Source organism: Actinoplanes sp. URMC 104, from assembly GCF_051386375.1.
In the GTDB taxonomy this organism is placed as follows: domain Bacteria; phylum Actinomycetota; class Actinomycetes; order Mycobacteriales; family Micromonosporaceae; genus Actinoplanes.
Genome location: NZ_JBPQTO010000004.1, coordinates 467,403 through 489,969, shown reverse-complemented (window position 1 = coordinate 489,969; position 22,567 = coordinate 467,403). Strand labels below are relative to the sequence as shown.

Genomic DNA, 22,567 nt, shown 5'->3' with positions numbered 1-22,567 from the left:
GCGGGCGTGGACCCTAGGGCCAGGGGGAAGGCGCCGGAGGCGCCACGACCGGGGGACGGTCGTCGCAGGTGATGGTGTTGGGCAGCATCCACGGCGCGAGCCAGCCGCCGTCGTTGCCGCCACGGTCGGTGAGCACGAATTCCGACCCGGCCGGGGTGAAGCCGAAGCTGCCGCAGTTGTTGACGCCGACCGCGCCGACGTTGCGAGCGTCCACGTTCTCGAAGGTCGCCCCGCCGGCCACCCGGGCGCTGAGCACGCTGGTGCCCGTACCGTCGACACGGACGTCCTTGAAGTGGGCGTTCGGGATGGCGTACAGGTCCTTCACCGCCCACTCCGAGACCAGCATGATCGCGTTGTACGTGCTGTCGAGGTAGTGGTCGCCGGTGACCTCGATGCCGGCGTCGATGCTGCGGTCGAGCGCGTAGAACCAGATCGCGCCGAGCCCGATGTTCCAGTTCAGCTCGAGCGTGCCGGCCCGGACCGTGGTGTTGTCCGTGAAGCGCAGCGTGCCGGTGAACGGCTCGGCGCCGAAGCGGGACCCGGCGTGCAGCGCGCTGCCCTCGCGGATCGGGTCGGCGACCAGGTTGCCCGAGACCGTGATGTCCTTGCCGCCGTAGATCGCGATGCCGTTGGCGAGCACGGGCGTCTGCACGGTGTTGCGGTCGAACGTGTTGATCGCGTTGGTCGTCTTCTCGGCCCACATCGCCAGGCCGTCGTCGCCGCTGTTGCGCACGAAGTTGTTGCGGGCGACCGAGTTCGTGACGCCGGTGTGGAAGTTGAGGCCGTCGGCGATCTGGTCGACGATCACGTTGTTCTCGACCCGGGTGCCGGTCATCGGGCCGTCGAACCAGAGGCCGACCTTGGTGTGCCGGATGTGCAGGTCGCGGATCGTGGAGTCGCTCATCGCGCCGCCGACGCCGTTGACCTGGTCCGTGTCGATCCGCTCGCGGACGTCGCCCTCGATCGCGAAGCCGGAGAGGTGCACGTTGCGGCTGCCGCCCTCCGCAGCGGGGCGGCCGTAGAAACCGACGCCCGTATGGGTCGACCCGTCCGGCGCCGGCGAGGCGAGCGCGACCTCGCGGCCCTTGATGATCGTGTACCAGGCGCCGGCGCCCTCGATCGTCACGTCGTCGACGACGATGTGCCGGTTGACCTGGAACGTGCCCGGGGGGACGTACACCTTGGTCCTGGTCTTGCGGGCGAACGCGATGGCCCGCTCGATGGCGGGGGCCGAGTCGCGCCTGCCGGTCGGGTCGGCGCCGAAGGCGAGCACGTTCGCCGCGGCCAGACGCACGTGCGGCGGGCCGACCAGCTCGGAGTCGAGCAGGTCGATGACGGTCCACGGCACGGCCGACGACGCGGTCAGCCGCACCTTGTCGCCGGCTTTCAGCGTGCGGCCCAGCAGCAGCCGCTGCTCGTCGTAGAAGTGGCTCGGCCGGAACGGCTTGCTGATCACGGGCGCCGGGGTGGTGGACGCCGGGACGCAGGCGCACTCGGTGATCCACCAGTCCGGGTGCAGCAGGTCGGCGTTCGGGTCGTTGGTGAACGGATATTGGTTGTAGAGCCACGAGTACTGCGAGGTCAGCGTCATCGTGCGGGTGGCGCCGCCGGCCCTGACGGCGAGCGGCGCGGTGAGGCCGCCACCGGTGGGCGCGTCCGGGATGCTGTAGCGCACGGTGATCGCGTTGGCGGCCCTGGGCAGGACGAACTCGACGTGCTGGCCAGGGGTCAGGCGCACGGCGGAGCGACCGGACGCCTCGGCGGGCAGCGTGTAGGCGGTGCGGTCGGGGCCGATCACCGTGCCGGTGGTGGCGGCGTGCTCGGCCTCTTGCTCGAGGAACGGCACGGTGGCGCCGCGACCGGCCACGAGGGCGGGGTCCAGGGCGGCGCGGGTGACTGTGGTGGACGAGGGCGCCGCCTGGGCCACCGCGACGCCGGGGAACGCGAGGGCACCCAGCACGACGACGGCCAACCGTCTGCGGAAAAGGGACATCGACGAGACTCTCTCTCGGAGGGGGCGTGCCGTGACCATAGAGTTGCTGTGACGTAGTCCACAAGACACGGTTGAGAGTTTCCAGAAGATTGCTCGATGTTTACGTGAAGCGTTCGATTTCTTTCATGCTCGTCGTGGTCGTGGTCGCCGCTTGCAGCAACTCGCCGCAAGAGCCGACGTGGGCCCGCATCGATCTGCCCGCCGACGGCACGGTCGTGGTGCGCGACGTGGCCGACTGCAACGGCACGTGGTGGGCGGTCGGCGCCGTCGCGGCCGCCGACGGGACGACCCGCCCGGCGGCGTGGACCGGCGGCGGAGGAACCGGCTCGGCGTGGGCCCCGGTCCGTTTCGTCCCGCTGCCGGGGAGCTATTACGGCCCCCGCCAGGTGATCCGGAGCGTGGCCTGCGCCGAGGACAAGGTGGCGATGGTCGGCGCCACGCCGGGCGGCGCGCACGGCAACCCCCGGGTCAGCACGTGGCGGCGGCTGCCGGACGGGCGGATGGCCGAGAACGCCGCACCCTTCGAGACGTACGGCGGGGACGAGGCCGTCGACGTCGGCCCGATCGCCGCGGGCCCGCAGGGCTTCGCGATCGCGGGCAACCGGAGCAGCGGCGCGGCGGCGTGGTTCTCCCCCGACGGCCGGACGTACACGCTCAGCGAGTCGGCTCTGGCGGGCACGGCGGCGCGGGACGTGACGGCCCTGCCGGACGGCCGATGGCTGGTCACCGGCGAGAGCGCCACCGCGAGCATCGACCCGGCGCCCGCCGCCTGGATCGTCGACCACGGGCGGTGGACCCCCGGCGAGGCCCCGGCGGCGACCTCACCGGCGACCCACGGCTCCACGATGCTGAAGGTCGCGGACGACAGCCTCTGGCAGGCCACCGGCTGACGACCTCGTACGGGCCACAAGCGGCGCGGCGGTTCGGCCAATCGCGCGTGCCCCGCGGCGAGCCTTGGCATGCTCCACCAGTGACCCACGCCCACGACCACGTCCGCCGGAGATCACTGCTGGCCGGCGCCGGAGGCCTGCTCATGCTGGCCGCGACGCCGGGCACCGCCCGCGCCACCACCACCGGCCTGGCCACCGGCCCGCACCGGCAGGGGGCCGCGCGGGCCTCGCGGATCAGCCACGGGACCACGCTCGTGCACGCCGACCTGCACAACCACACGCTGCTCTCGGACGGCATGGGCGACGCGGAGCTCGCGTTCGAGTCGATGCGCACCGCGGGGCTGGACGTCGCCGCGATCACCGACCACTCCACCGACTCACCGCACACCGGCATCACGCGGCACAAGTGGAAGCACACCGGCGAGCTCGCCGACGCGGCCGACGAGCCCGGCGTCTACACGGCGCTGCGCGGCTTCGAGTGGTCGCACTCGCACCTCGGGCACGTCAACGTCTGGTACACCGACGAGTTCACCGACCTGCGCGGCGCGGCGAGCATGCCCAAGCTGTTCGAGTGGCTGACCGGCTCCGACGGCATCGGCGGCTTCAACCACCCGGGCCGGCAGCCGCTGCGGTTCGGCGAGTTCGCGTACGACGCCCGGCTCGCCGACCAGATGGTGGCGCTGGAGATGTTCAACAACCGCGACGACTACCTGTTCGACGGCTGGCCCGGGCACAGCTCGCCGCTGACCGCCTGCCTCAACGCGGGGTGGCGTACCGGGCTGACCGGGGTGACCGACGAGCACGGCGGCGACTGGGGACACGACGAGGGCAAGGGGCGTACGGGGCTCTGGGTCACCGAGAACACCCGCGCCGGGGTGCTCGCCGCCATGCGCAAGCGCCGGTTCTTCGCGAGCCGGGTGAGCGGCCTGCGCCTGGATGCGACGGCCGACGGCGTACGGATGGGAGGCCGCCTGCCGATCGCCAAGGGCGACGTCACGTTCCGCGTCGACCTCGACCGCGGCCCCGAGTTCGCCGACGAGCCGCTGTGCCTGCAGGTGCTGCGGCCGGGCACGAGGGCGCCCGAGGTGGTCGAGATGCAGCACCTGCGGGCCGGGGAGGTCGTCAAGGTGACCGTGCCGCTCGACGTGGAGGACGGCGACTGGGTGGTGCTGCGGATCTCCGACCCGAGCCGGGACAACCCGTCGCCGGGCCCGTACGGGCATCCGTGCAACGACTTCGGCCTGGCCTACTCGAGCCCGTGGTGGCTGACCGGCGGATCCGTGCCGCACAAGTCATCAACTCCGCACCCGTCCGGCCGATAGGCAGCGCGTGAAACCATCGAAGGCCGCGGACGGCACTCAGCTCGTCCACGTCGGGCGCCAACCGATCTTCGATGTGCACGGCGAGGTCGTCGCCTACGAACTGCTGTTCCGCGGCAGCATGGACGCGGTGGCGGCGGGCCGGCAGGACACGTACGCCACCAGCACAGTCATGATCAACGCCTTCACCGAGTTCGGCATCCGTGAGGTCGCGGGCGACCGCCTCTGCTTCATCAACCTGACCCGCGAGTTCCTCGCCGGCGAGCTGGCGCTGCCGTTCGGCCCGGCGCAGGTGGTGCTGGAGGTGCTCGAGACGGTCGAGATGGACGACGAGGTGGTCGCGGGCATCACCCGGCTCGCGGAGGCCGGCTACCGGATCGCGCTCGACGACTTCGTCTGGGGCTCCGGGCACGAGCAGCTGTTCGACCTGGCCTCGTACGTCAAGCTCGATCTTCTCGACGGCGACCTGAGCACCCTCGACGAGGTGGTCGCGGCCTGCCGGCAGTTCCCGAACATCCAGCTCGTGGCCGAGCGGCTCGAGACCGACGAGCAGCTCGCGATCGCCGAGCGCTACGGCATGGAACTGCGCCAGGGGTACGCGCTGAGCCACCCGCAGGTGCTGACCATGGCCAGCCTCTCCCCCTCCCGGCTGCGCCGCCTCGAACTGGTCACCGCGCTCAGCGCCCCCGACGCCGACATGCCCCGGATCGTCTCGATCATCGCCAGCGACCCCGCGCTGTCGCTGCGCGTGCTGCGGGCGAGCAACTCGGTCGCCGCCGGGCACGCCAACCGGGTGTCCTCGGTGCGCCAGGCGATCGTGATGGTGGGCCTGACCCACATCCGCCAGTGGGCGATGCTGATGGTGCTCGACGAGGTCGGCGGCGCCACCGAGGAGCACATGCTCGAGGTGCTGACGCGGGCCCGGCTCTGCCAGAACGTGGCGCCCTGGTTCGGCGCTGCGCCCGACGCGGCGTTCATGGCGGGCGTGATCACCGGGGTGGCCGGCGTGCTCGGCATCCCGCCCGCCGACATGGCCGACCAGTTCCCGCTCGCCCCCGCCGTCGAGGCGGCGCTCACCTGCGGAAGCGGCCGGCTCGGCCAGGCGCTGAAGGCGGTCGACACGTACGAGAAGGGCGAGCTCGGCACGTTCGACCTGGCCCCGCAGTACATGGACGCGGTGCGCTGGTCGACGCGGGCGCTGGCCGCCTCGAACCGCCTCGCGGCCGCCTAGAGTTCCTCGGCCCTCCTCAGCAGCGCCCGCCGTTCCGCGCCGTCGAAGGTGGCGGCGGCAGCCCGGAACAGCTCCGCCGCCCGCACCCGATCGCCGGCGCGGGCGGTCAAGTCGGCCTCGGCGGCGATCACGAGCGGGTAGTTGTCGACCCGCGCCTCCGCCAGCAGCGCCAGACCCCGCTGCGGACCGTACGCGTAACCGTGCGCCACGGCCCGGTTGAGCCGCACGACGGCGGTGTCCTGCACCCGGGCCAGCTCGTCGTACCAGAGCGCGATCGACGGCCAGTCGCTCGTGGGCACATGCGCGGCCGCGATGCGCGCCTGCAGGGCGTACGGGCCCTCGATCGGGGTCCTCTGCAGGATCTCCAACGCCTCCGCGATCGCCGGGCGGTCCCAGAGCGTACGGTCCTGCCGGTCCAACGGCACCAGCTCACCCGACACGTCCCGCCGCGCGTGCCGCCGCGAATGTTGCAGCAGGAACAGCGCCAGCAGCGACGCCACCTCCGGCTCGCGCGGCATCAGCTCGGCCAGCAGCCGCGCCAGCCGGATCGCCTCCTCCGCGAACGCCGGCTCGCCGTCGTAGCCGCGCGTGAACAGCAGATAGAGCACCGCGAGCACCCCCGGCAGCCGCTCGCCGAGCGCCTCGCCCTCCGGGACCCGGTACGGGATCCGCGCCGCCGCGATCTTCGACTTGGCCCGGGTCAGCCGCCGCGTCATCGTCGCCTCCGACACCAGGAAGACGCGCGCGATGTCGGCCGTCGGCACCCCCGCGACCGTACGCAGGGTGAGCGCCACCCGGGCCTCCGGAGCCAGCGCCGGATGGCAGCACGTGAAGATGAGCCGCAGCCGGTCGTCCTCGATCCCGTCGTCCGGCGTCGTCGTCACCACCGTCGCCACCTCCCGCAGCTTGCGCTGCTCGACCGCGGCACGCCGCAGCACGTCCAGGGCCCGGTTCCGGGCGACCGTCATCAGCCAGCCGCCCGGATTGCCGGGGATGCCATCGGCCGGCCACCGCTCGAGCGCGGCGGCCAGCGCGTCCTGGGCGCAGTCCTCGGCCAGCGTCCAGTCGCCCGTCATCCGGATCAGCGCGGCGACGATCCGGGCGCGGCTCTCCCGCGTCGCCGCCTCGATCTCAGAGATCGGCATAGGGCCGCAACTCGATCCGCCCGCGGTGGGCCATCGGGTGGGCGGCGGCCACCGCGATTGCCTCGTCGAGGTCCGCGCACTCGAGGACGTCGAAGCCCACGATGACCTCCTTCGTCTCGGCGAACGGGCCGTCGGTCAGCATCGTCTCGCCGCCGCGCACCCGCACGGTCGTCGCCGCGCTCGGCGGCGCCAGCACGCTCCCGGTGACCCGCCGCCCCGCCGCGTCGTTCTCGCCGACCCACACCTCGATGTCGGGCACCCGCGACTCGTCGGTCTCCGGCTCGGTGTCGCTGCAGACGAACATCATGTACTTCATGGCGGTCTCCCTCGCGGTCGTCGCCCTCGCGGGCGTTTGCCAGGGTGACGAACGGCGACCGCTCCAACCGGACAGCCGCGCTCAGAAAGGCGGCAAATTCAGCGGAGTGATCACCTGAACGTTCGACGGATTCGAGCGTACGGGCCCCGGCAGCGCACCCGAAGACTGCAGGATCGCCAGGCAGGCCGCCCGCACGTCGGCCCGCAGGTCGTGGTGCAGCACCGCGGAGAGGCGCCCCGTGCGCAGCAGCTCGGCGTTCCCGTCGTCCAGGTCGTGCGCCACGAAGACGTCGTAGTTGCGTCCGGCCTCCGCGAAGCCCGCCACCACGGCCGCCGCCGTGCCGCCGCCCGCCGGCGCGTAGACCGCCCGGATCGACGGGCTCGCCGCCAACTCCGCCCCGATGCGCTCCGGCCCCGCCACCAGCAGGCGCCTGTTCGGCGCGCGGCTGAGCAGCTCACCCCGGAACCCCGCGATGCGCTCCCCCGCGCCCGCGCACTCCACCACCAGCACGTCGCCCGCCCGGTCCGCCAGCCACTGCTCCACCAGGTAGGCCGCGGTCGCCCCCGCCTCCGCCTCGTCCGGCCCGACGTGCGCCACCCGCTTGCTGGCCGGCAGGTCCGCGCCGAACGTGACCACCGGAACCCCCAGCCGGCCGACCGCCTCCAGCAGCTCCGGAGTCTCGTCGGCCTGCAGGATCACCCCCTGCGACCGGGACCGCGCGACCTTCGCCAGGTTTTCCAGCGCCGCCGCCGGGTCGTCCGCCGGGCGCATCCGGGGCCGGATCACCGCCGGGCGCAGACCCGGCAGCTCCGCCCGCAGCGCCGCCCCGACCCGGGCCTGGTCGCGCACGACGACGTCGATCGCGAACGCCCTCGCCGGCAACGGCTGCTCCAGCTGCTGGCGATCCAGCGCCGCTATCGCCTGGTGCACCTCGCGGATCGTGCTTTCCCGTACGCCCCCGCGGTTGTGCAGCACCCGGTCCACCGTGGCCTCGCTCAGGCCGGCGTGGGCGGCGATCTCGCGGATGCGGTACGGGTGTTTCACGAGTCCCTTTCAGATCGTCTTGCGGTGCATTTGATCGGCTGCGGCTGTTGATCGGGCGGTGGGTCGGCGCTGCCCTGGTCGGCGTCGGTGAACCGTTGCGAGCCTTGACCAGCGCGGTGCCCGGTCGAGCCTGATCAGCGCCGTCCGGGGCCTTGATCAGCGCCGTCGCTGCCCGAGCCTTGATCAGCGCTGTCCGGGCCTTGATCTGCGCGGTCGCCGTTCGAGCCTCGATCAACTCCGTCGCCGTCCGGGCCCTTGATCAGCGCAGTCGCCGTTCGAGCCTCGATCAACTCCGTCGCCGTCCGGGCCCTTGATCAGCGCAGTCGCCGTTCGAGCCTCGATCAGCGCGATGGAACCGTCCTTTACTTGATCACAACCCGGTGGGCCATCCCTACCCCCCACCCACCCGGGGTCGCCGACGCTACGCGACCGGCGAATGGTCGTTCGGGTTGTCCACAAAAGCGTGCTGTCCACAGGGCCGGTCGATGCCGCGTCCAGGATGAGGTAGTTCTGAGGGCTCATGGAAGAGCCTTGATGCGTGGTCAGCCCATCGCGTGACTGGTCATGCGTCACCGTCGAGCAGCGCCACCATGCGGCGGTGTTCGTCGGCCATGAGGGCCAGGAGGAGGTGGCGCTGGGTCGCGGGCATGTCGGGATTGTCGAGCAGTTGGTCGAGCTGAACGCCCAGGTCGGCCAGGCTGGGGCGCAGGTCGACGGCCGGGTCGGGGGCGGCCGAGGCGGTGTCGGGCGTCGGGACGGCGTAGGCAGCGGCGGGCGCCTGCTGGGGCTCGGCGGCCGAGCCGGCGGCGGCGGGCGGGATAGCTGGGTCTGTGGCGAATCCAGCGGCTGGCCCGGCGGGTCCGGCGACCGAGCCGGCGGGTCCGGCGGCCGGGCCAGTGGACGCGGCGGCACCGGCGGCGGGCGCTGCGACCGAGCCGGCGGGCGCGGCGGCGCCGGCGGCGGGCGCTGCGGCCGGGCCAGTGGACGCGGCAGCGCCAGCGGCGGGCGCTGCGGCCGGGCCAAGAGAAGTGCTCGGATCGGACGCCGTCGCGGCGGCGGGATCGAGGGAGGTAAGGGCGTCGGCCGGGGTGGGAGCTCCGGGTGCCGATGTCGGCTCGGGTGACGCGGCGGCCGGGGCTCGGCGCCTGGCCGACCGTCGAGTCGACGCGGGCTCGGGCTCGGCTTGCTGGGCGGCTGCCGACGATGAGGAGGGCTCGAGCGTCCGCATTTCGACCGTCGGGCCGGCCACTCCGACGGGCACGTCCGGGCCGGGATCGGATCCGGCGCTGTCTCGCTCCGACGTGAAGTCGTCCGGCTCGGGCGCCGCGTGGGCCGGCTTCCGCGCGCCACCCGCCGACGAAGCAGAGGCACCCGGCGACGAAGACGCGGCGCCGGGAACTCCCGGCGCGGCCGTCGGGTCGGGCCGCAGGGAGGGGGCGGCGCGGTCCAGCAGGTCGTTCACCGCGGCGGTCAGCTCGGCCACCTCGCGGGGGCTCTTCACCTCCGGGAGCCGCTCGGACGCGGGATCGAGGTCTCGCGCGGCGGACAGCAGCCGCTGGAACGGGCGCAGCACGAGGCCCGTCGCGAACCAGACCCCGGCCGCGCTCAGGACGGCGGCGAGCAGCACCAGCAGATCCACGATCAGCACGTTATCGGTGTGCTGCTCCTCGAGGTCGTCCAGGCTGACCAGAATCTGCAGCTGGGCGCCGGTCACGAGGGTCTGGGCCAGCGAACGCCACTCGTCGTCGCCGGAGCTGACCGTGGAGTAGCCGTCCTTGGCGGGTGTCGGGAATCCGGCCGACGAGCCCACCTGCTTGAGCAGTTCGCCGCCGTTGATGAGGCGGATCGCGTACGTGCCGTCGGTGGGCAGCGACCCGTTGCGGGTGGCGGCGGCGCGCACCTGGTCGGCGCGCGTGGCCAGGACGCGGTCCAGGTCAGCGCGGTCGCGGTGGTCGTTGCGGACGACGAGGACGAACCCGGTCAGCGCGACCACCAACGCGACGAGCACGGTGACGGCCAGCGTGAGCTGAGTGCGGAGCCTCATGTCCGGGCGGCGCTCCTTGGAGGGGGACAAAGGGTTAAGCTAATACCTGCCCGCGTCGAGAGGCGCTGCGACGGAACCGGAACTCGATCGGTATCCGCCACGCTCGGCCCGGGTTTCTGACCGCAAGGGCGCCTCCTGATGAGGGAGGAGCCCTCACGTGAGCACTGATCTTGCCAAAAGTCGCCTGACCACTGTCAACGGGGTCGAGTACGCGATTGCCGACATCTCGCTGGCCGAGGCCGGCCGGCACCAGCTGCGTCTGGCCGAGCACGAGATGCCGGGCCTCATGTCGCTGCGCACCGAGTTCGGCGACAGCAAGCCGCTGACCGGGGCCCGCATCGCCGGCTCGCTGCACATGACCGTGCAGACCGCCGTGCTGATCGAGACGCTGGTCGCGCTCGGCGCCCAGGTGCGCTGGGTGTCCTGCAACATCTTCTCGACCCAGGACGAGGCCGCCGCCGCGGTCGTCGTCGGCCCCGACGGCTCGGTCGACGCCCCCGCGGGTGTGCCGGTGTTCGCCTGGAAGGGCGAGTCGCTGGAGGAGTACTGGTGGGCGACCATGCGGCTGTTCGACTTCGGCGACGGCCAGGGCCCCAACATGATCCTGGACGACGGCGGTGACGCCACCCTGCTGGTGCACAAGGGCGTCGAGTTCGAGGCGGCCGGCGCGGTGCCGCAGGCGACCGAGGACGACAACCACGAGTACCGGATCATCCTTGAGACCCTGCGCGCGAGCCTGGCGGACGACCCGCAGCGGTTCACCCGCATCGCGGCGGACATCCGCGGCGTCACCGAGGAGACGACGACCGGTGTGGCCCGGCTGTACAAGCTGGCCAAGGAGGGCACGCTGCTCTTCCCGGCGATCAACGTCAACGACGCGGTCACCAAGAGCAAGTTCGACAACAAGTACGGCATCCGGCACTCGCTGGTCGACGGCCTCAACCGCGCCACCGACGTGATGCTGGGCGGCAAGCTCGCCGTCGTCTGCGGCTACGGCGACGTCGGCAAGGGCTCCGCCGAGACGCTGCGCGGCCAGGGCGCCCGCGTCGTGGTCACCGAGGTCGACCCGATCTGCGCGCTGCAGGCCGCGATGGACGGCATGCAGGTCGTCCGGCTCGAGGACGTCGTCGCCGAGGCGGACATCTTCATCACCACCACCGGTGGCACCGACATCATCACGGCCGAGCACCTGGCCGCGATGAAGCACAACGCCATCGTGGGTAACGTCGGTCACTTCGACGACGAGATCGACATGGCGGGTCTGGCCAAGGTGCCCGGCATCGAGAAGGTCGAGATCAAGCCGCAGGTGCACGAGTGGCGGTTCCCGGACGGCCACTCGGTGATCGTGCTCTCCGAGGGTCGCCTCATGAACCTCGGCAACGCGACGGGTCACCCCAGCTTCGTGATGTCGAACTCGTTCACCAACCAGGTGATGGCCCAGATCGAGCTGTGGACCAAGCCGGGTGAGTACGAGAAGCAGGTGTACGTCCTGCCGAAGCACCTGGACGAGAAGGTGGCCCGGCTGCACCTGGACGCCCTCGGCGTCCGGCTGACCACGCTCACCAAGAAGCAGGCGGAGTACCTCGGCGTCGACGTCGAGGGCCCGTACAAGCCTGAGCACTACCGCTACTGACGCACTGCTTTCCCCGCCCGGCCTCATAGGTGGGGCCGGGCGGGGAAAGATGGAATCCGTGCACGTCGACGACACCCTGCTCTTCATCCTGGCCGCGGTCGCCGTGATCGTGGCGGTCCGCTGGGTCGCCGAACGGACCGGCCTGCCGGCCGCCGCCCTGCTCACGATCGTCGGCATCACGTACGCCGTGCTGCCGGGGCCGAACCTCGAGCTCGAGCCCGAGCTGGTCATGACGTACGTCATCCCGCCGCTGCTCTACAACGCGGCGCTGGACTCCTCGCTGCTCGACATCCGGCGGCATTCCCGTACGGTCATCAGCCTCTCGGTGCTGCTGGTGCTCGCCACCGCGCTGCTCATCGGGGTGGGCATCGACCTGTGGGTGGCCGGCGCGACGCTCGCGGCCGGGGTCGCCCTGGGCGCCGCCGTGGCGCCCCCCGACCCGGTGGCGGCGCTGGCCGTGGGCCGCCGCGCCGGGCTGCCGCCCAAGCTCATCACGCTGATCCAGGGCGAGGGCCTGCTCAACGACGCCACCGCGCTGACCATCCTCACCGTGGCGCTCGCGGCCGCCAAGGGCGACGGGTTCTCGTTCCCGTCCGCCACGCTGCAGTTCTTCCTCATGGCCGCGGGCGGCGTGGTCGCGGGCGTCGTCGTCGCGTACGTCATCCGGTTCCTGCGCCCACTGCGCCGCGACCCGCTGACCGCGAACGCGATGTCGCTGGCCACTCCCCTGGCGGCGTACGTGTTCGCCGAGTCGGTGCACGTCTCGGGCGTCCTCGCCGTCGTGATCGCCGGCCTGATCATCGGGCACGACTCGTCGCGGCACAGCGTGGCGGCGAGCCGGCTGCAGACCACCGCGGTCTGGCGGCTGGTCGACTTCCTGCTCGAGGGCATCGTGTTCCTGCTGATCGGCCAGCAGCTGCCCACCGTGGTCGACGAGCTCAGCAACTACTCCACCTCGACCATCGTGACCGCGGTCGCGGTGACCGTCGGCGTGACGCTGATCCTGCGTCCACTCTGGCTCGTTCTGACCCAGCTGCTGCCGCGCTCGCTGCACATGCGACTCGGCGGCGAGGCCGACGCCGCGATCGAGCCCGGCTCGGCGGAGGAGGCGGCGCGGGCGCGGGACCTGGAGAAGGCGCTCACCGGCCGGGAGGTCACGGCGCTCAGCTGGGCGGGCACCCGCGGCGTGATCAGCCTGGCGGCCATCTTCACGCTGCCCCCGTCGGTTCCGGCCCGCGACCTGCTGCACTTCTGCGCGTTCGTGGTGGTGCTGGTCACCCTGCTGGGCCAGGGGCTGACGTTCGCGCCGCTGGTGCGCCGGCTGGGGCTGCGGGCCAACAAGACCGACGAGGCCCGCGAGCGCAACGAGGCCCGCTCGGCCGCGGTGGAGGCCGCGCTGGACCGGCTCGACGACATCCAGGCCGAGCGGCACGACCACGTCGAGGACCAGGCGATCGAGACCATGCGCGAGCAGCTGAAGATCCGGCTCGAGCGCTACCGCCGCCGCCTCGACCTGCTCGAGAAGGCGGACTCGGACGAGGTGCCGACCTCGCCGCAGTACGAGGCCGCGCTGATGGTGCGCCGCCGGGTGATCGAGGCGCAGCGCGAGGAGCTGCTGCGCTGGCGCGACGCGGGCAACCTCAACGACGAGGGCCTGCGGATCCTGGAGCGCGAGCTCGACCACGAGGAGCGGCTGCTGCCGGACCGCTCACGGTAGAAATCCGGCACGCTCGACTACACGCTTGTGTAGTAACCTACACATGTGAGTAGCGATCTGACGGCTCGTGCCCGCATCCGCGATGCGGCCATCGAGCTCTTCGCGGAGCGCGGCGTCGATGCCGCGACGATCCGCGACATCGCGCAGCGGGCCGAGGTCTCCTCCGGCCTGCTGCGCCACCACTTCGGCTCCAAGGAGGGCCTGCGCGACGCCTGCGACGAGTGGGCCCTCGGCCAGCTGACGAAGGTCAGCGGCCAGTTCACCGAGTTCCGCTCGCTCGACGGGCTCACCCCGCGCGTTCAGCTGCTCCAGCGCTACCTGATCCGCTCGACCATGGACGGTTCGCCGACCGGCGCCGCCCTGTTCGACCGCATGCTGGAGTACGGCGAGCAGTGGCTCGCCACCACCGAGCTCAAGGTCGACGACCCGCGCGCGTTCGTCGCGGTGCTCGCCGTCATGAAGATGTCGATGTTCACGATGCGCGACCTGATGTCGCGCGCGCTCGGCTCCGATGTCACCGAGCCGGCCACCTGGTCGCGCATGCTCCAGGCCTCGCTCGACATCTTCTCCCAACCCCTCATCACCCCGGAGCAGGCCCTGCAGGCGCGGGCCGCGCTCGACCGGCTGACCGCGGAGGAGACGTCATGACCGAGGCCATCACGGCGCTCGCGCTCGTCAAACGATTCGGCAAGGTGACCGCCCTCGACGGTCTGGACCTGCACGTGCGCACCGGCGAGGTGCACGGGTTCCTCGGTCCCAACGGGGCCGGCAAGACCACCCTGATCCGCGTCCTGCTCGGCCTCATGCGCCACGACGGCGGCGACGTACGGCTGCTCGGCGGCGACCCGTGGACCGAGGCGACGGCGCTGCACCGCCGGCTGGCGTACGTGCCGGGTGACGTCACCCTCTGGCCCGCGCTCACCGGCGGCGAGGCGATCGACCTGCTCGGACGGCTGCGCGGCGGGCTCAACCGCAAGCGCAGGGCCGAGCTGCTGGAGCGCTTCCAGCTCGACCCGCGCAAGAAGGGCCGCACCTACTCCAAGGGCAACCGGCAGAAGATCGCGTTGATCGCGGCGCTGGCGTCCGACGTGGAGCTGCTGATCCTCGACGAGCCGACCTCCGGCCTCGACCCGCTCATGGAGGAGGTCTTCCGCGAGGCCATCGGCGAGGAGAAGCGGCGAGGCGACCGTACGGTGCTGCTCTCCAGCCACATCCTCGGCGAGGTCGAGGCGCTGTGCGACCGCCTGACGATCATCCGGGACGGGCGCACGGTCGAGACCGGCACGCTTGCCGACATGCGCCACCTGACCCGCACGACGATCCAGGCCGAGCTGGCCGGGCCGCCCGACGGGCTGGCCTCGCTGGCCGGCGTGCACGACTTCCGGGCCGATCACCAGCGGGTGCGCTTCGACGTCGACTCCGACGCGCTCGAGCCGGCCCTGCGGACGCTGGTCAAGGTCGGGGTCCGCAGCCTGGTCAGCCAGCCGCCGTCGCTCGAGGAGCTGTTCCTGCGGCAGTACCAGCGGGACCAGCGATGACCGGCACCGGCAAGCTGATCAGGCTCATCCTGCGGCGCGACCGGCTGGTCCTGCCGCTGTGGGCGGTGCTGCTGGGGCTGGTCCCGGCCGGCTACGTGGCCTCGTTCGAGGGGCTGTTCCCGACCGAGGCCGAGCGGCTCGACTACGCGCGGGTCAGCGAGGGCAACGCCGGGTTCGTCACGCTCTACGGCCCGCTGCGGGGCTCGTCGCTGGGCGAGCTGGTGGCGTGGCGCGCCGGGTTCCTGCCGGTGCTGGTCGCGCTGTGTGCGCTGCTCACGGTGGTGCGGCACACCCGCGCCGACGAGGAGGCGGGCCGTACGGAGCTGATCGGCGCGGCCGCGATCGGCCGGCACGCGCCGCTGGCCGCCGCGCTGCTGACGACGTGCGCGGCGAGCCTGACGCTCGGCGCGGTGCTGACGGCAGCGATGCTGGGCCAGGGCATGCCGGCCGAGGGCTCGGTGGCGTTCGGGGCCGAGATGGCGTTGGCGGGCTGCGTGTTCGCGGGGGTCGGCGCGATCACCGCGCAGCTGACCAGCAGCGCGCGCGGCGCCCGGTCGCTGGCGATCCTCGTGCTCGCGGTGTCGTTCGTGCTGCGGGTCGGCGGGGACGTCTCTGCGCTCGGCACGGGCGCGCTGTCGTGGCTGAGCTGGCTGTCGCCGATCGGGTGGGTGCAGCACGTCTTCCCGTACGGCGGAAACGACTGGTGGCCGGCGGTGCTCGCGGTTCTGTTCACCGTCGCGGCGGCGGGCACGGCAGCGGTCCTATCGACCCGGCGCGACTTCGGCTCGGGGCTGCTGCCCGCACGCCTGGGTCCCGCGTCGGCGTCCGCCGCGCTCGCGTCCCCGTTCGGCCTGGCCTGGCGGCTGCACCGCGGGCTGCTGCTCGGCTGGACCGCCGGCTTCGCGCTGCTCGGCCTGGTCTTCGGCGGCGTGGGCGGGAGCGTGCTCGACCTGGCCGGCGAGAACGAGGAGCTCGGCGACATCTTCGCCCGGCTCGGCGGCTCCTCCGCGCTGGTGGACAGCTATTTCGCCGGTACGGCCGGAGTCGTCGGCCTGATCGCCGCCTGCTACGCCGTGCAGGCCACGCTGCGACTGCGCGACGAGGAGCTGACCGGCCACGCCGAGGCGGTGCTCAGCACGGCGGTCTCCCGCTACGCGTGGGCCGGCAGCCACCTGCTCTTCTCGCTGCTCGGCCCCGTCCTCGCGCTCGCGGCCGAGGGCCTGGCCGCCGGTCTGGCCTATCCGGACGGCGACCTCGGCGCGATCCTCGCCGGCACGGTCGTGCAGCTGCCGGCCGTCTGGGTGCTGGCCGCCCTCGCGGTCCTCGTCTTCGGGCTGGTGCCGCGGCTGTCCGCGGTGGCGTGGGCGCCCCCCGCGATCTGCCTGCTGATCCTGCTGGTCGGCCAGACCCTGCAGCTGGACCAGTGGGTGCTCGACCTCTCCCCGTTCACCCACGTCCCGCACCTGCCCGGCGGCGACGTGTCGGCGACCCCGCTGATCACCTTGACGCTGCTGGCGGCGCTCCTGACCGCCGCGGGGATCGCGGGCCTGCGGCGGCGCAACATCCCCGACTAGGTTGGCCCGATGCCGGTCCCCGACTTCGTCCTCGCGCTGCGCGCCAAGATCGGGCACGACCCGCTGCCGCTCTCCGGGGTGGTGGCGGTCGTGCTCGACGACCGGTCCCGCGTGTTGATGGTGCGCCGCTCCGACACCTCCGCCTGGGCGCTCACCACCGGCTGCCTCGAGCCCGGCGAGCAGCCCGCCGCGGGCGCGGCGCGCGAGGTGCGCGAGGAGACCGGCGTCGAGGTCACTGTGGAGCGTCTGCTCGCCGTGGAGGCGCTCGACCTGGCGGTCGCCCCGAACGGCGACCAGGTGCACTGGCTCTCGATCGGCCTGCTGTGCCGGCACGCCGGGGGCGAGGCTCGCGTCAACGACGACGAGTCGGTCGAGGTGGGCTGGTTCGACCCGGCCGACATGCCCCCGCTGCCGCCGCACCAGGCCCGTTGCCTGTCGCTGGCGCTGGCGGAGGGCAGCACGCCGTGGTTCGGCTCGCGGCCGGTGTGATCAGGACCGGCGCATCCTCGGGGCGGGTGGCGCGTTGACTCGGCGTGCGTATCTGTCAGCATGTCCGTCGCGCGTCGTTCGGGTGAACCGGTGTTCCGGAGCCTGGTCCTTGCCGCATCGATGATGCTTCCCGCGGGTTTCGCCGCGCCCGCGGGGGCGGCGACCACGATGGCGGTCCGTTACACCTTCGACGGGCCCGCGGTGCTCGCCGACGTCTCGGGGCACGGCCACGACCTCACGCCGGTGAGCCGCTACGGAGGCGCCTCCGCCACCGCCGCACGGGAGGGCGGTGGCAGGGCCCTGGTGTTCCCGCCGCCCTGCCGGAAGGAGCCGTGCCCGCGGATCGCGCTGCGGGCGGCGACCACGACCGAGCTGAACCCCGGCCGCAGGCCGCTGCGGTACGGCGCGTCGGTGCGCCTGGCCGCCGACCAGACCACCAAGGGCGAGAACGTGATGCAGAAGGGCTACTCCGTGCGGGGCAGCCAGTACAAGCTGCAGGTCGACGGGCTGGCCGGGCGGCCCAGCTGCGTGCTGGTCGACGACCGCAGCCCCGGCATCCACGCCGCGATCAGCAGCGTCGGGGTCGCCGACGACCGCTGGCACACGCTCGAGTGCCGGCGCCGGGGCGCCCAGCTGAGCCTGCTGGTCGACGGGGTGGTCCGCGGCCGGGCCGCGCTGCCGGCCGACCTGTCGGTGAGCAACGTCCGCCCGTTCAGCATCGGGGGCAAGGGCTCGTACGCCGACAACGACCAGTTCCAGGGCATGCTCGACGACGTCTGGGTGGAGATCGGTCAGGCCGGCGGGAGCGTGTAGGGGCGCGACACCACCTCGACGTTGCTGAACCACGACGTCAGGTGGATGCGCACCTCGGGCGTGCCGGCCAGGCGCGGGACGGCGGCCAGGTGCATCTTGCGGGACGAGAACGCGACGGCGCCGGTCAGGTCGACCTCGACGCCCTCCGGCACGATCACCTTGAGCTCGCCGAACGTGCAGCTGCCGGCGATCTCGATGACGTCCTGGTCGGTGAGCACCTCGCGCAGGTCGAGCTCGGTCGAGCCGAACAGCGTGCGCACCGTGAGCCGCGGGGAGCGCAGCCGCCAGCGGCCCTGCCGCTTGTTCTCGCTGAAGACCGTGACGACCCGGTCGACGGTGGCGGCCGAGCCGACGATCGGCGGCTGCCCCAGCCCGTCGGTGGCGCGGGCCAGCTCGTCGGCGTCCTCGGCGGCCCACACCAGCCCGACCCGCGCGCTGAACTGCTCGAGCGTCAGCCGGCCGTCGCCGCACGCCTTCTGCAGCAGTTCCGCGGCGTGTTCGCGCTCGGGGTCGGACGGCGGCACCCGCATCGGTGAGGTCACGCGGGCAGCCTACCTGCGCCCACTGTCCACATGGGCCACCCGCGCGTCCCGGGGCGGATCAGACCTGGCGGAAGTCGATGCCGAGCAGCGAGGCCGCGGCCCGGTAGTCGGCGGCGCGGTGCCCGAGCGACAGCGACCAGTGGTGCCCGACGCCCGAGGCGCTCCACTCGTCGACCCACTCGCCGGGGTCGCGGCCGAAGTCCACCCGGCTGGTCGTGTTGCCGATCGCGAGCAGCGGCCCCTCGACCACGGTGCCCTCGCCGGCGATGAACGACAGCGAGCCGTCGCGGTCCTGGCCCAGCCCGAGCAGCGTGACCGGCCCGGGCCGTACGTCGAATTCGACCGACACTCCCCAGCCGCGCTTGCCGTGATAGACGCCGAGCCCGCGCAGCAGCGGCTGCTTGGAGCTGACCGCGAGGTGGGCCGGCCCGTCGTGGCCCATCTCGACCACGTCGTCCTCGAAGTTGAGCGCCTGGATCTCGCAGAACGACCCGCCCGCGCCGGCCACCTGGGTGGCCAGCTGGGCCACGGTCGTGCGCAGCTCGTACTCGCCGGTGGCCGGGATGCCGCGCGCGGTCAGCAGCGACGCGCCCAGGATCATGCCCGCGCCGAGCCGCTCGTGCTGCTCGCCCGCCAGACCGCGGTGGTAGTAGGCGAGGCTGTCGAGCTCGAAGTCGTCGGCGAGCCGGTCGAGGCCCACCGACACCCGCGCGCCCCAGGCGAAGTCCTCCTCGTTGACCGTGTCGTCCAGCACGAAGATCTTGCGGGCCAGGTCCATCCGCTCGGCGACCTCGGCGTCGGTGACGGCGAGCGTGCGCTCCCGCAGGTCGTCGAACTCGAGCACCTCGACGTGCGAGCCGAACGTCGTGGGAAGCAGCGTGAGGTCGGTCGAGACGTCGAGCATGCCGGGGTAGAGGTGACCCATGAGGCCGTGCCGGGCCTCGCGCAGGGCCGCGCGGACGCGGGCCGCCGTGATCCACCGCGAGATGCGGGTCCACGCCGACTCCTGGCGCAGCCAGCCGGTGACCGACCGGAACGGGATGCCGGCCCGCCGGAACAGGTTGCCCACCTCGGGCACCGGGCACTGCCCGCAGTACGCCAGCCACGAGCCGGTGTCGAACGAGGCGTGGTCCATCTTCTCGGTGGGCTGCAGGTCGATGACCAGCACCGGGCTGTTCGCCCGCTGCGCGATCGGCAGCACCATCGACGAAGTCAGATAGGTCGTCAGAAACAGCACGATGAGGTCGCAGTCGGCCTGCCGCAGCTTCTCGGCGGCCGCCGCGCCCTCCTGGGCGTCGGAGATGAAGCCGACGTCGGTGACCTCGGCGTCCATCTCCTGAAAGCGCTCGGACACGTAGCGCGCGGACTCCTGCAGCTGCGGCAGCAGGTGGGGGAACTGCGGCCAGTACGTGCCGAGGCCGCCCGCCACCAGCCCGATGCGGATCTTCCGGCGCGGTTTGGGTTCCAGGATCATGCCGTCTCCTCGACCAGGACGATGTGGAGGTTGCGGGGGCCGTGCACGCCCTCGACCCGGTTGAGCTCGATGTCGCTGGTCGCGGACGGGCCGCTGATCCAGGTGAGCGGGCGGCCGGGGGTCAGCCGGGCCACCGCCTCGGGCACCGACGCCACCACCTGGTCGGCGCGCAGCACGCAGATGTGCAGGTCGGGCAGCAGCGAGAGGATGCGCCGGCCCTGGTCGGGCGACGCGTCGAGCACGATCGTGCCGGTCTCCACCACGGCCACCGCGGCCGCCGTGACCACGCCGTCGGCCGCCGCGATCTCGTCCGCGGTCAGCCCGTCGTCGACCCGCGCCGGCACGTCGGGCGGCAGCCATTCCTGAGGCAGACCCGGCGGTACGACCAGTGAACCGGCACCGATGATCTCGGCGATCACGGACGGGATGTCCGGAGTGCGGTGGACGACAGCCTTGTAGTCCACGAGCCGCTCCACCAGCAGGTCGAGGTCGACCGCCGCCGGCCCGCGCCGATACGCCCGCGGAATATCCGGCGCGCCCGGGTCGGTGCCGAGCGCCTGCCGGATGCGGCTCAGGATCAGCTCCTTGCTGCTCATCGTCCTCGCCACCAGTCGCGGAACGACTCCTCCGGCGGTTCGGGCAGGTCGCGGCTCGCGGCCCAGCCGTTCAGCGGCGGCGGCAGCCCCCGCCCGCGCCGGCCGAGGATGCGCGACAGCTTGGCCGCGCGCTGCGCCCGCTCGTACAACCGCGGGTGGTCCATCGTGTACGCCGCCGCGGCCATCGCCGTCCGCTCGGCGCGCGGGTGCGGGGCCTGGTTGCGCAGGTGCACGAGGATCGACGGGATGTCGATCTTCACCGGGCACGCGTCGAAGCAGGCGCCGCACAGCGACGAGGCGTACGGCAGCGAAGCGTTGTCCTCGACGCCGGTGAGCTGCGGCGACAGCACTGCGCCGATCGGGCCGGGATAGACCGAGCCGTACGCGTGCCCGCCCGTGCGCTCGTATACCGGGCACACGTTGAGGCAGGCCGAGCAGCGGATGCAGTGCAGCGCCTGCCGGCCCACCTCGTCGGCGAGCACCGCCGTACGCCCGTTGTCGAGCAGCACCAGGTGGAAGTTCTGCGGCCCGTCGCCGGGCGTCACCCCGGTCCACATCGACGTGTACGGGTTCATCCGCTCGCCGGTCGACGCGCGCGGCAGCAGCTGCAGGAACACCTCGAGGTCCTGCCACGCCGGCACGACCTTCTCGATGCCCATCACGGTGATCAGCGTTTCCGGCAGCGTCAGGCACATCCGCCCGTTGCCCTCGGACTCGACCACCGCCAGCGTCCCGGTCTCGGCGACGCCGAAGTTGGCGCCGGAGACCGCGACCCTGGTCTGCAGGAACGTCTCGCGCAGGTAGCGCCGCGCCGCCCCGGCCAGCACCGGCGGGTCGTCGGTCAGCGCCGGGTCGACGCCGGGCATCGCGCGCAGGAAGATCTCGCGGATCTCCGAGCGGTTGCGGTGGATGGCCGGCACCAGGATGTGTGAGGGCTTGTCGTCGCCGAGCTGGACGATGAGCTCCGCGAGGTCGGTCTCGACCGGCGTGATGCCCGCCTCCTCGAGCGCCTCGTTGAGCCCGATCTCCTGCGTCGCCATCGACTTGACCTTGATGACCCGCTGCTCGCCGGTCGCCCTGACCAGGTCGGTGACGATCCGGTTGGCCTCCTCGGCGTCCGCCGCCCAGTGCACCACACCGCCCGCGGCCGTGACGTTGCGCTCGAGCTGCTCGAGCAGCCGGGGCAGGTTCGCCATCGTGTACGCCTTGAGCGCCGACCCGGCCGAGCGCAGCTCCTGCCAGTCGGGCAGCTCCGCGATCACCCCGCCGGACTTGCCCCGGATCGTCGTCGTCGCGTGCTGCAGGTTGCGCCGCAGCTGCGGGTTGTCGAGCGCCTTCTTGGCCGCCGCGGGGAACGGCTCGTCGCCGCGCAGATGTCCCACCCCGCGGGGCGCGCGCGCCGGCATGCCCAGGAACGTCGGCGTCATGGCCGCCCCTCCGTCATCGTCGGGCGCTCGATCGGCGGGGTCGCCGCGGTCGCCTCCGTCGAGGCCAGGATCTCCGCCAGGTGCACGGTGCGGACGCCGGTGCGCAGCCGGGACAGGCCGCCGCCGATGTGCATGAGGCAGGACGCGTCGCCGGCCGTGCAGACGTCGGCGCCGGTGCTGAGCACGTGGCGCATCTTGTCGGCGAGCATCGCGGTCGAGGTGTCCGCGTTCTTCACCGCGAACGTGCCGCCGAAGCCGCAGCACTGCTCGGCCGCGGGCAGCTCCACCAGGTCGAGCCCGCGCACGTGGCGCAGCAGCCGCAGCGGCCGGTCGCCGACGCGCAGGATCCGCAGCGAGTGGCAGGTCGGGTGGTAGGTGACCCGGTGCGGGTAGTACGCGCCCACGTCCTCGACCTTGAGCACGTCGATGAGCAGCTCGGACAGCTCGTACGTGCGGCTCGCGACGGCCTCGGCGTGCGCGGCCAGCCCCGGGCGGCCCGCTCCCGCCGCCACCATCGCGTGCTGGTGCCGCACCGAGCCGACGCAGCTGCCCGACGGCGCCACGATCACGTCGTACGGCTCGAAGGTGCGCACGTATCGGCGTACGAGGGGAACTGCGTCTTTCTGATAGCCGGTGTTGACGTGCATCTGGCCGCAGCAGGTCTGCTCCTCGGGGAAGACCACCTCGTGGCCGAGCCGCTCCAGCAGCTGGACGGTCGCCTTCGCCGCGGCGGGGAACATCGTGTCGGCCAGGCAGGTGGCGAACAACGCTATGCGCATGAG

At 72.5% G+C, this 22,567-nt stretch carries 20 protein-coding genes; 10 read left to right on the top strand and 10 right to left on the bottom strand.

What is annotated here, in order from left to right; translation table 11 throughout:
• Window positions 1-13 precede the first annotated feature (13 nt).
• A complete protein-coding gene (locus tag ACSNN8_RS16045) occupies window positions 14-1,993 on the bottom strand; it encodes a glycosyl hydrolase family 28-related protein (protein ID WP_436650000.1) in 1,980 nt (659 codons plus the stop codon).
• A gap of 125 nt (window positions 1,994-2,118) precedes the next feature.
• Here ACSNN8_RS16045 and ACSNN8_RS16040 point away from each other — a divergent pair, with 125 nt between their 5' ends.
• From ACSNN8_RS16040 to ACSNN8_RS16030, 3 genes are all read left to right on the top strand, one after another.
• Window positions 2,119-2,883 carry a hypothetical protein gene (locus tag ACSNN8_RS16040; protein ID WP_436649999.1) on the top strand — a complete coding sequence of 255 codons (765 nt, stop codon included), beginning with the start codon at window positions 2,119-2,121 and terminating at the stop codon, window positions 2,881-2,883.
• Between the two features lie 80 nt (window positions 2,884-2,963).
• On the top strand, window positions 2,964-4,205 hold the full coding sequence (locus tag ACSNN8_RS16035) for a CehA/McbA family metallohydrolase (protein ID WP_436649998.1): 1,242 nt from the start codon (window positions 2,964-2,966) through the stop codon (window positions 4,203-4,205).
• A 7-nt stretch (window positions 4,206-4,212) separates the two neighbouring features.
• The gene (locus ACSNN8_RS16030; RefSeq protein ID WP_436649997.1) at window positions 4,213-5,433 is read left to right on the top strand and encodes an EAL and HDOD domain-containing protein; all 1,221 of its coding nucleotides are present in this window, start codon (window positions 4,213-4,215) and stop codon (window positions 5,431-5,433) included.
• On the opposite strand, the gene ACSNN8_RS16025 is transcribed toward ACSNN8_RS16030, so the two are convergent.
• The 4 genes from ACSNN8_RS16025 to ACSNN8_RS16010 form a co-directional block, all read right to left on the bottom strand.
• Window positions 5,430-6,578 carry an RNA polymerase sigma factor gene (locus ACSNN8_RS16025; protein WP_436649996.1) on the bottom strand — a complete coding sequence of 383 codons (1,149 nt, stop codon included), beginning with the start codon at window positions 6,576-6,578 and terminating at the stop codon, window positions 5,430-5,432. The two genes, ACSNN8_RS16030 and ACSNN8_RS16025, sit on opposite strands and share 4 nt — an antisense overlap.
• Window positions 6,565-6,894 (bottom strand): YciI family protein, encoded by a 330-nt coding sequence (locus ACSNN8_RS16020; protein ID WP_436649995.1) that lies wholly within the window; start codon window positions 6,892-6,894, stop codon window positions 6,565-6,567. Before ACSNN8_RS16020 ends, ACSNN8_RS16025 begins: the two co-directional genes overlap by 14 nt.
• 81 nt (window positions 6,895-6,975) lie before the next feature.
• Entirely contained in the window at window positions 6,976-7,938 is a 963-nt protein-coding gene (locus tag ACSNN8_RS16015) for a LacI family DNA-binding transcriptional regulator (protein WP_436649994.1), read from the bottom strand.
• A 562-nt stretch (window positions 7,939-8,500) separates the two neighbouring features.
• Window positions 8,501-9,982, bottom strand: a complete 1,482-nt coding sequence (locus tag ACSNN8_RS16010; protein WP_436649993.1) for a hypothetical protein — start codon at window positions 9,980-9,982, stop codon at window positions 8,501-8,503.
• A gap of 157 nt (window positions 9,983-10,139) precedes the next feature.
• Here ACSNN8_RS16010 and ahcY point away from each other — a divergent pair, with 157 nt between their 5' ends.
• From ahcY to ACSNN8_RS15975, 7 genes are all read left to right on the top strand, one after another.
• Window positions 10,140-11,615 carry an adenosylhomocysteinase gene (gene ahcY, locus ACSNN8_RS16005; RefSeq protein WP_436649992.1) on the top strand — a complete coding sequence of 492 codons (1,476 nt, stop codon included), beginning with the start codon at window positions 10,140-10,142 and terminating at the stop codon, window positions 11,613-11,615.
• A 49-nt stretch (window positions 11,616-11,664) separates the two neighbouring features.
• Window positions 11,665-13,332, top strand: a complete 1,668-nt coding sequence (locus ACSNN8_RS16000) for a cation:proton antiporter (protein WP_436649991.1) — start codon at window positions 11,665-11,667, stop codon at window positions 13,330-13,332.
• A gap of 45 nt (window positions 13,333-13,377) precedes the next feature.
• Window positions 13,378-13,980, top strand: a complete 603-nt coding sequence (locus ACSNN8_RS15995) for a TetR/AcrR family transcriptional regulator (RefSeq protein WP_436649990.1) — start codon at window positions 13,378-13,380, stop codon at window positions 13,978-13,980.
• A complete protein-coding gene (locus ACSNN8_RS15990) occupies window positions 13,977-14,870 on the top strand; it encodes an ATP-binding cassette domain-containing protein (RefSeq protein WP_436649989.1) in 894 nt (297 codons plus the stop codon). Before ACSNN8_RS15995 ends, ACSNN8_RS15990 begins: the two co-directional genes overlap by 4 nt.
• Window positions 14,867-16,444, top strand: a complete 1,578-nt coding sequence (locus ACSNN8_RS15985) for an ABC transporter permease (RefSeq protein ID WP_436649988.1) — start codon at window positions 14,867-14,869, stop codon at window positions 16,442-16,444. Before ACSNN8_RS15990 ends, ACSNN8_RS15985 begins: the two co-directional genes overlap by 4 nt.
• 9 nt (window positions 16,445-16,453) lie before the next feature.
• Entirely contained in the window at window positions 16,454-16,933 is a 480-nt protein-coding gene (locus ACSNN8_RS15980; protein WP_436649987.1) for an NUDIX hydrolase, read from the top strand.
• A gap of 90 nt (window positions 16,934-17,023) precedes the next feature.
• On the top strand, window positions 17,024-17,746 hold the full coding sequence (locus ACSNN8_RS15975) for a LamG-like jellyroll fold domain-containing protein (protein WP_436649986.1): 723 nt from the start codon (window positions 17,024-17,026) through the stop codon (window positions 17,744-17,746).
• On the opposite strand, the gene ACSNN8_RS15970 is transcribed toward ACSNN8_RS15975, so the two are convergent.
• Genes ACSNN8_RS15970 through ACSNN8_RS15950 form a run of 5 tightly spaced genes read right to left on the bottom strand, consistent with a single transcriptional unit; the run spans window position 17,725 to window position 22,564 of the window.
• Window positions 17,725-18,288: a DUF1707 SHOCT-like domain-containing protein gene (locus tag ACSNN8_RS15970; protein ID WP_436649985.1), complete on the bottom strand. Its 564-nt coding sequence runs from the start codon at window positions 18,286-18,288 to the stop codon at window positions 17,725-17,727. The two genes, ACSNN8_RS15975 and ACSNN8_RS15970, sit on opposite strands and share 22 nt — an antisense overlap.
• A 58-nt stretch (window positions 18,289-18,346) precedes the next feature.
• Window positions 18,347-19,762 (bottom strand): arabinose isomerase, encoded by a 1,416-nt coding sequence (locus tag ACSNN8_RS15965; protein WP_436649984.1) that lies wholly within the window; start codon window positions 19,760-19,762, stop codon window positions 18,347-18,349.
• Entirely contained in the window at window positions 19,759-20,358 is a 600-nt protein-coding gene (locus ACSNN8_RS15960) for a LutC/YkgG family protein (RefSeq protein WP_436649983.1), read from the bottom strand. The genes ACSNN8_RS15965 and ACSNN8_RS15960 overlap by 4 nt, the downstream gene beginning before the upstream one ends.
• Complete coding sequence (locus tag ACSNN8_RS15955; protein ID WP_436649981.1) at window positions 20,355-21,785, bottom strand: lactate utilization protein B; 1,431 nt, start codon at window positions 21,783-21,785, stop codon at window positions 20,355-20,357. The genes ACSNN8_RS15960 and ACSNN8_RS15955 overlap by 4 nt, the downstream gene beginning before the upstream one ends.
• On the bottom strand, window positions 21,782-22,564 hold the full coding sequence (locus ACSNN8_RS15950; protein WP_436649980.1) for a (Fe-S)-binding protein: 783 nt from the start codon (window positions 22,562-22,564) through the stop codon (window positions 21,782-21,784). Before ACSNN8_RS15950 ends, ACSNN8_RS15955 begins: the two co-directional genes overlap by 4 nt.
• Window positions 22,565-22,567 lie beyond the last annotated feature (3 nt).

Bases quoted from the DNA above. Each gene is read 5' to 3' on its own strand.
- ACSNN8_RS16045 (WP_436650000.1), bottom strand. From the start codon at position 1,993: ATGTCCCTTTTCCGCAGACGGTTGGCCGTCGTCGTGCTGGGTGCCCTC.
- ACSNN8_RS16040 (WP_436649999.1), top strand. From the start codon at position 2,119: ATGCTCGTCGTGGTCGTGGTCGCCGCTTGCAGCAACTCGCCGCAAGAG.
- ACSNN8_RS16025 (WP_436649996.1), bottom strand. From the start codon at position 6,578: ATGCCGATCTCTGAGATCGAGGCGGCGACGCGGGAGAGCCGCGCCCGG.
- ACSNN8_RS16020 (WP_436649995.1), bottom strand. From the start codon at position 6,894: ATGAAGTACATGATGTTCGTCTGCAGCGACACCGAGCCGGAGACCGAC.
- ACSNN8_RS16010 (WP_436649993.1), bottom strand. From the start codon at position 9,982: ATGAGGCTCCGCACTCAGCTCACGCTGGCCGTCACCGTGCTCGTCGCG.
- ACSNN8_RS16000 (WP_436649991.1), top strand. From the start codon at position 11,665: ATGGAATCCGTGCACGTCGACGACACCCTGCTCTTCATCCTGGCCGCG.
- ACSNN8_RS15990 (WP_436649989.1), top strand. From the start codon at position 13,977: ATGACCGAGGCCATCACGGCGCTCGCGCTCGTCAAACGATTCGGCAAG.
- ACSNN8_RS15985 (WP_436649988.1), top strand. From the start codon at position 14,867: ATGACCGGCACCGGCAAGCTGATCAGGCTCATCCTGCGGCGCGACCGG.
- ACSNN8_RS15980 (WP_436649987.1), top strand. From the start codon at position 16,454: ATGCCGGTCCCCGACTTCGTCCTCGCGCTGCGCGCCAAGATCGGGCAC.
- ACSNN8_RS15965 (WP_436649984.1), bottom strand. From the start codon at position 19,762: ATGATCCTGGAACCCAAACCGCGCCGGAAGATCCGCATCGGGCTGGTG.
- ACSNN8_RS15960 (WP_436649983.1), bottom strand. From the start codon at position 20,358: ATGAGCAGCAAGGAGCTGATCCTGAGCCGCATCCGGCAGGCGCTCGGC.
- ACSNN8_RS15955 (WP_436649981.1), bottom strand. From the start codon at position 21,785: ATGACGCCGACGTTCCTGGGCATGCCGGCGCGCGCGCCCCGCGGGGTG.
- ACSNN8_RS15950 (WP_436649980.1), bottom strand. From the start codon at position 22,564: ATGCGCATAGCGTTGTTCGCCACCTGCCTGGCCGACACGATGTTCCCC.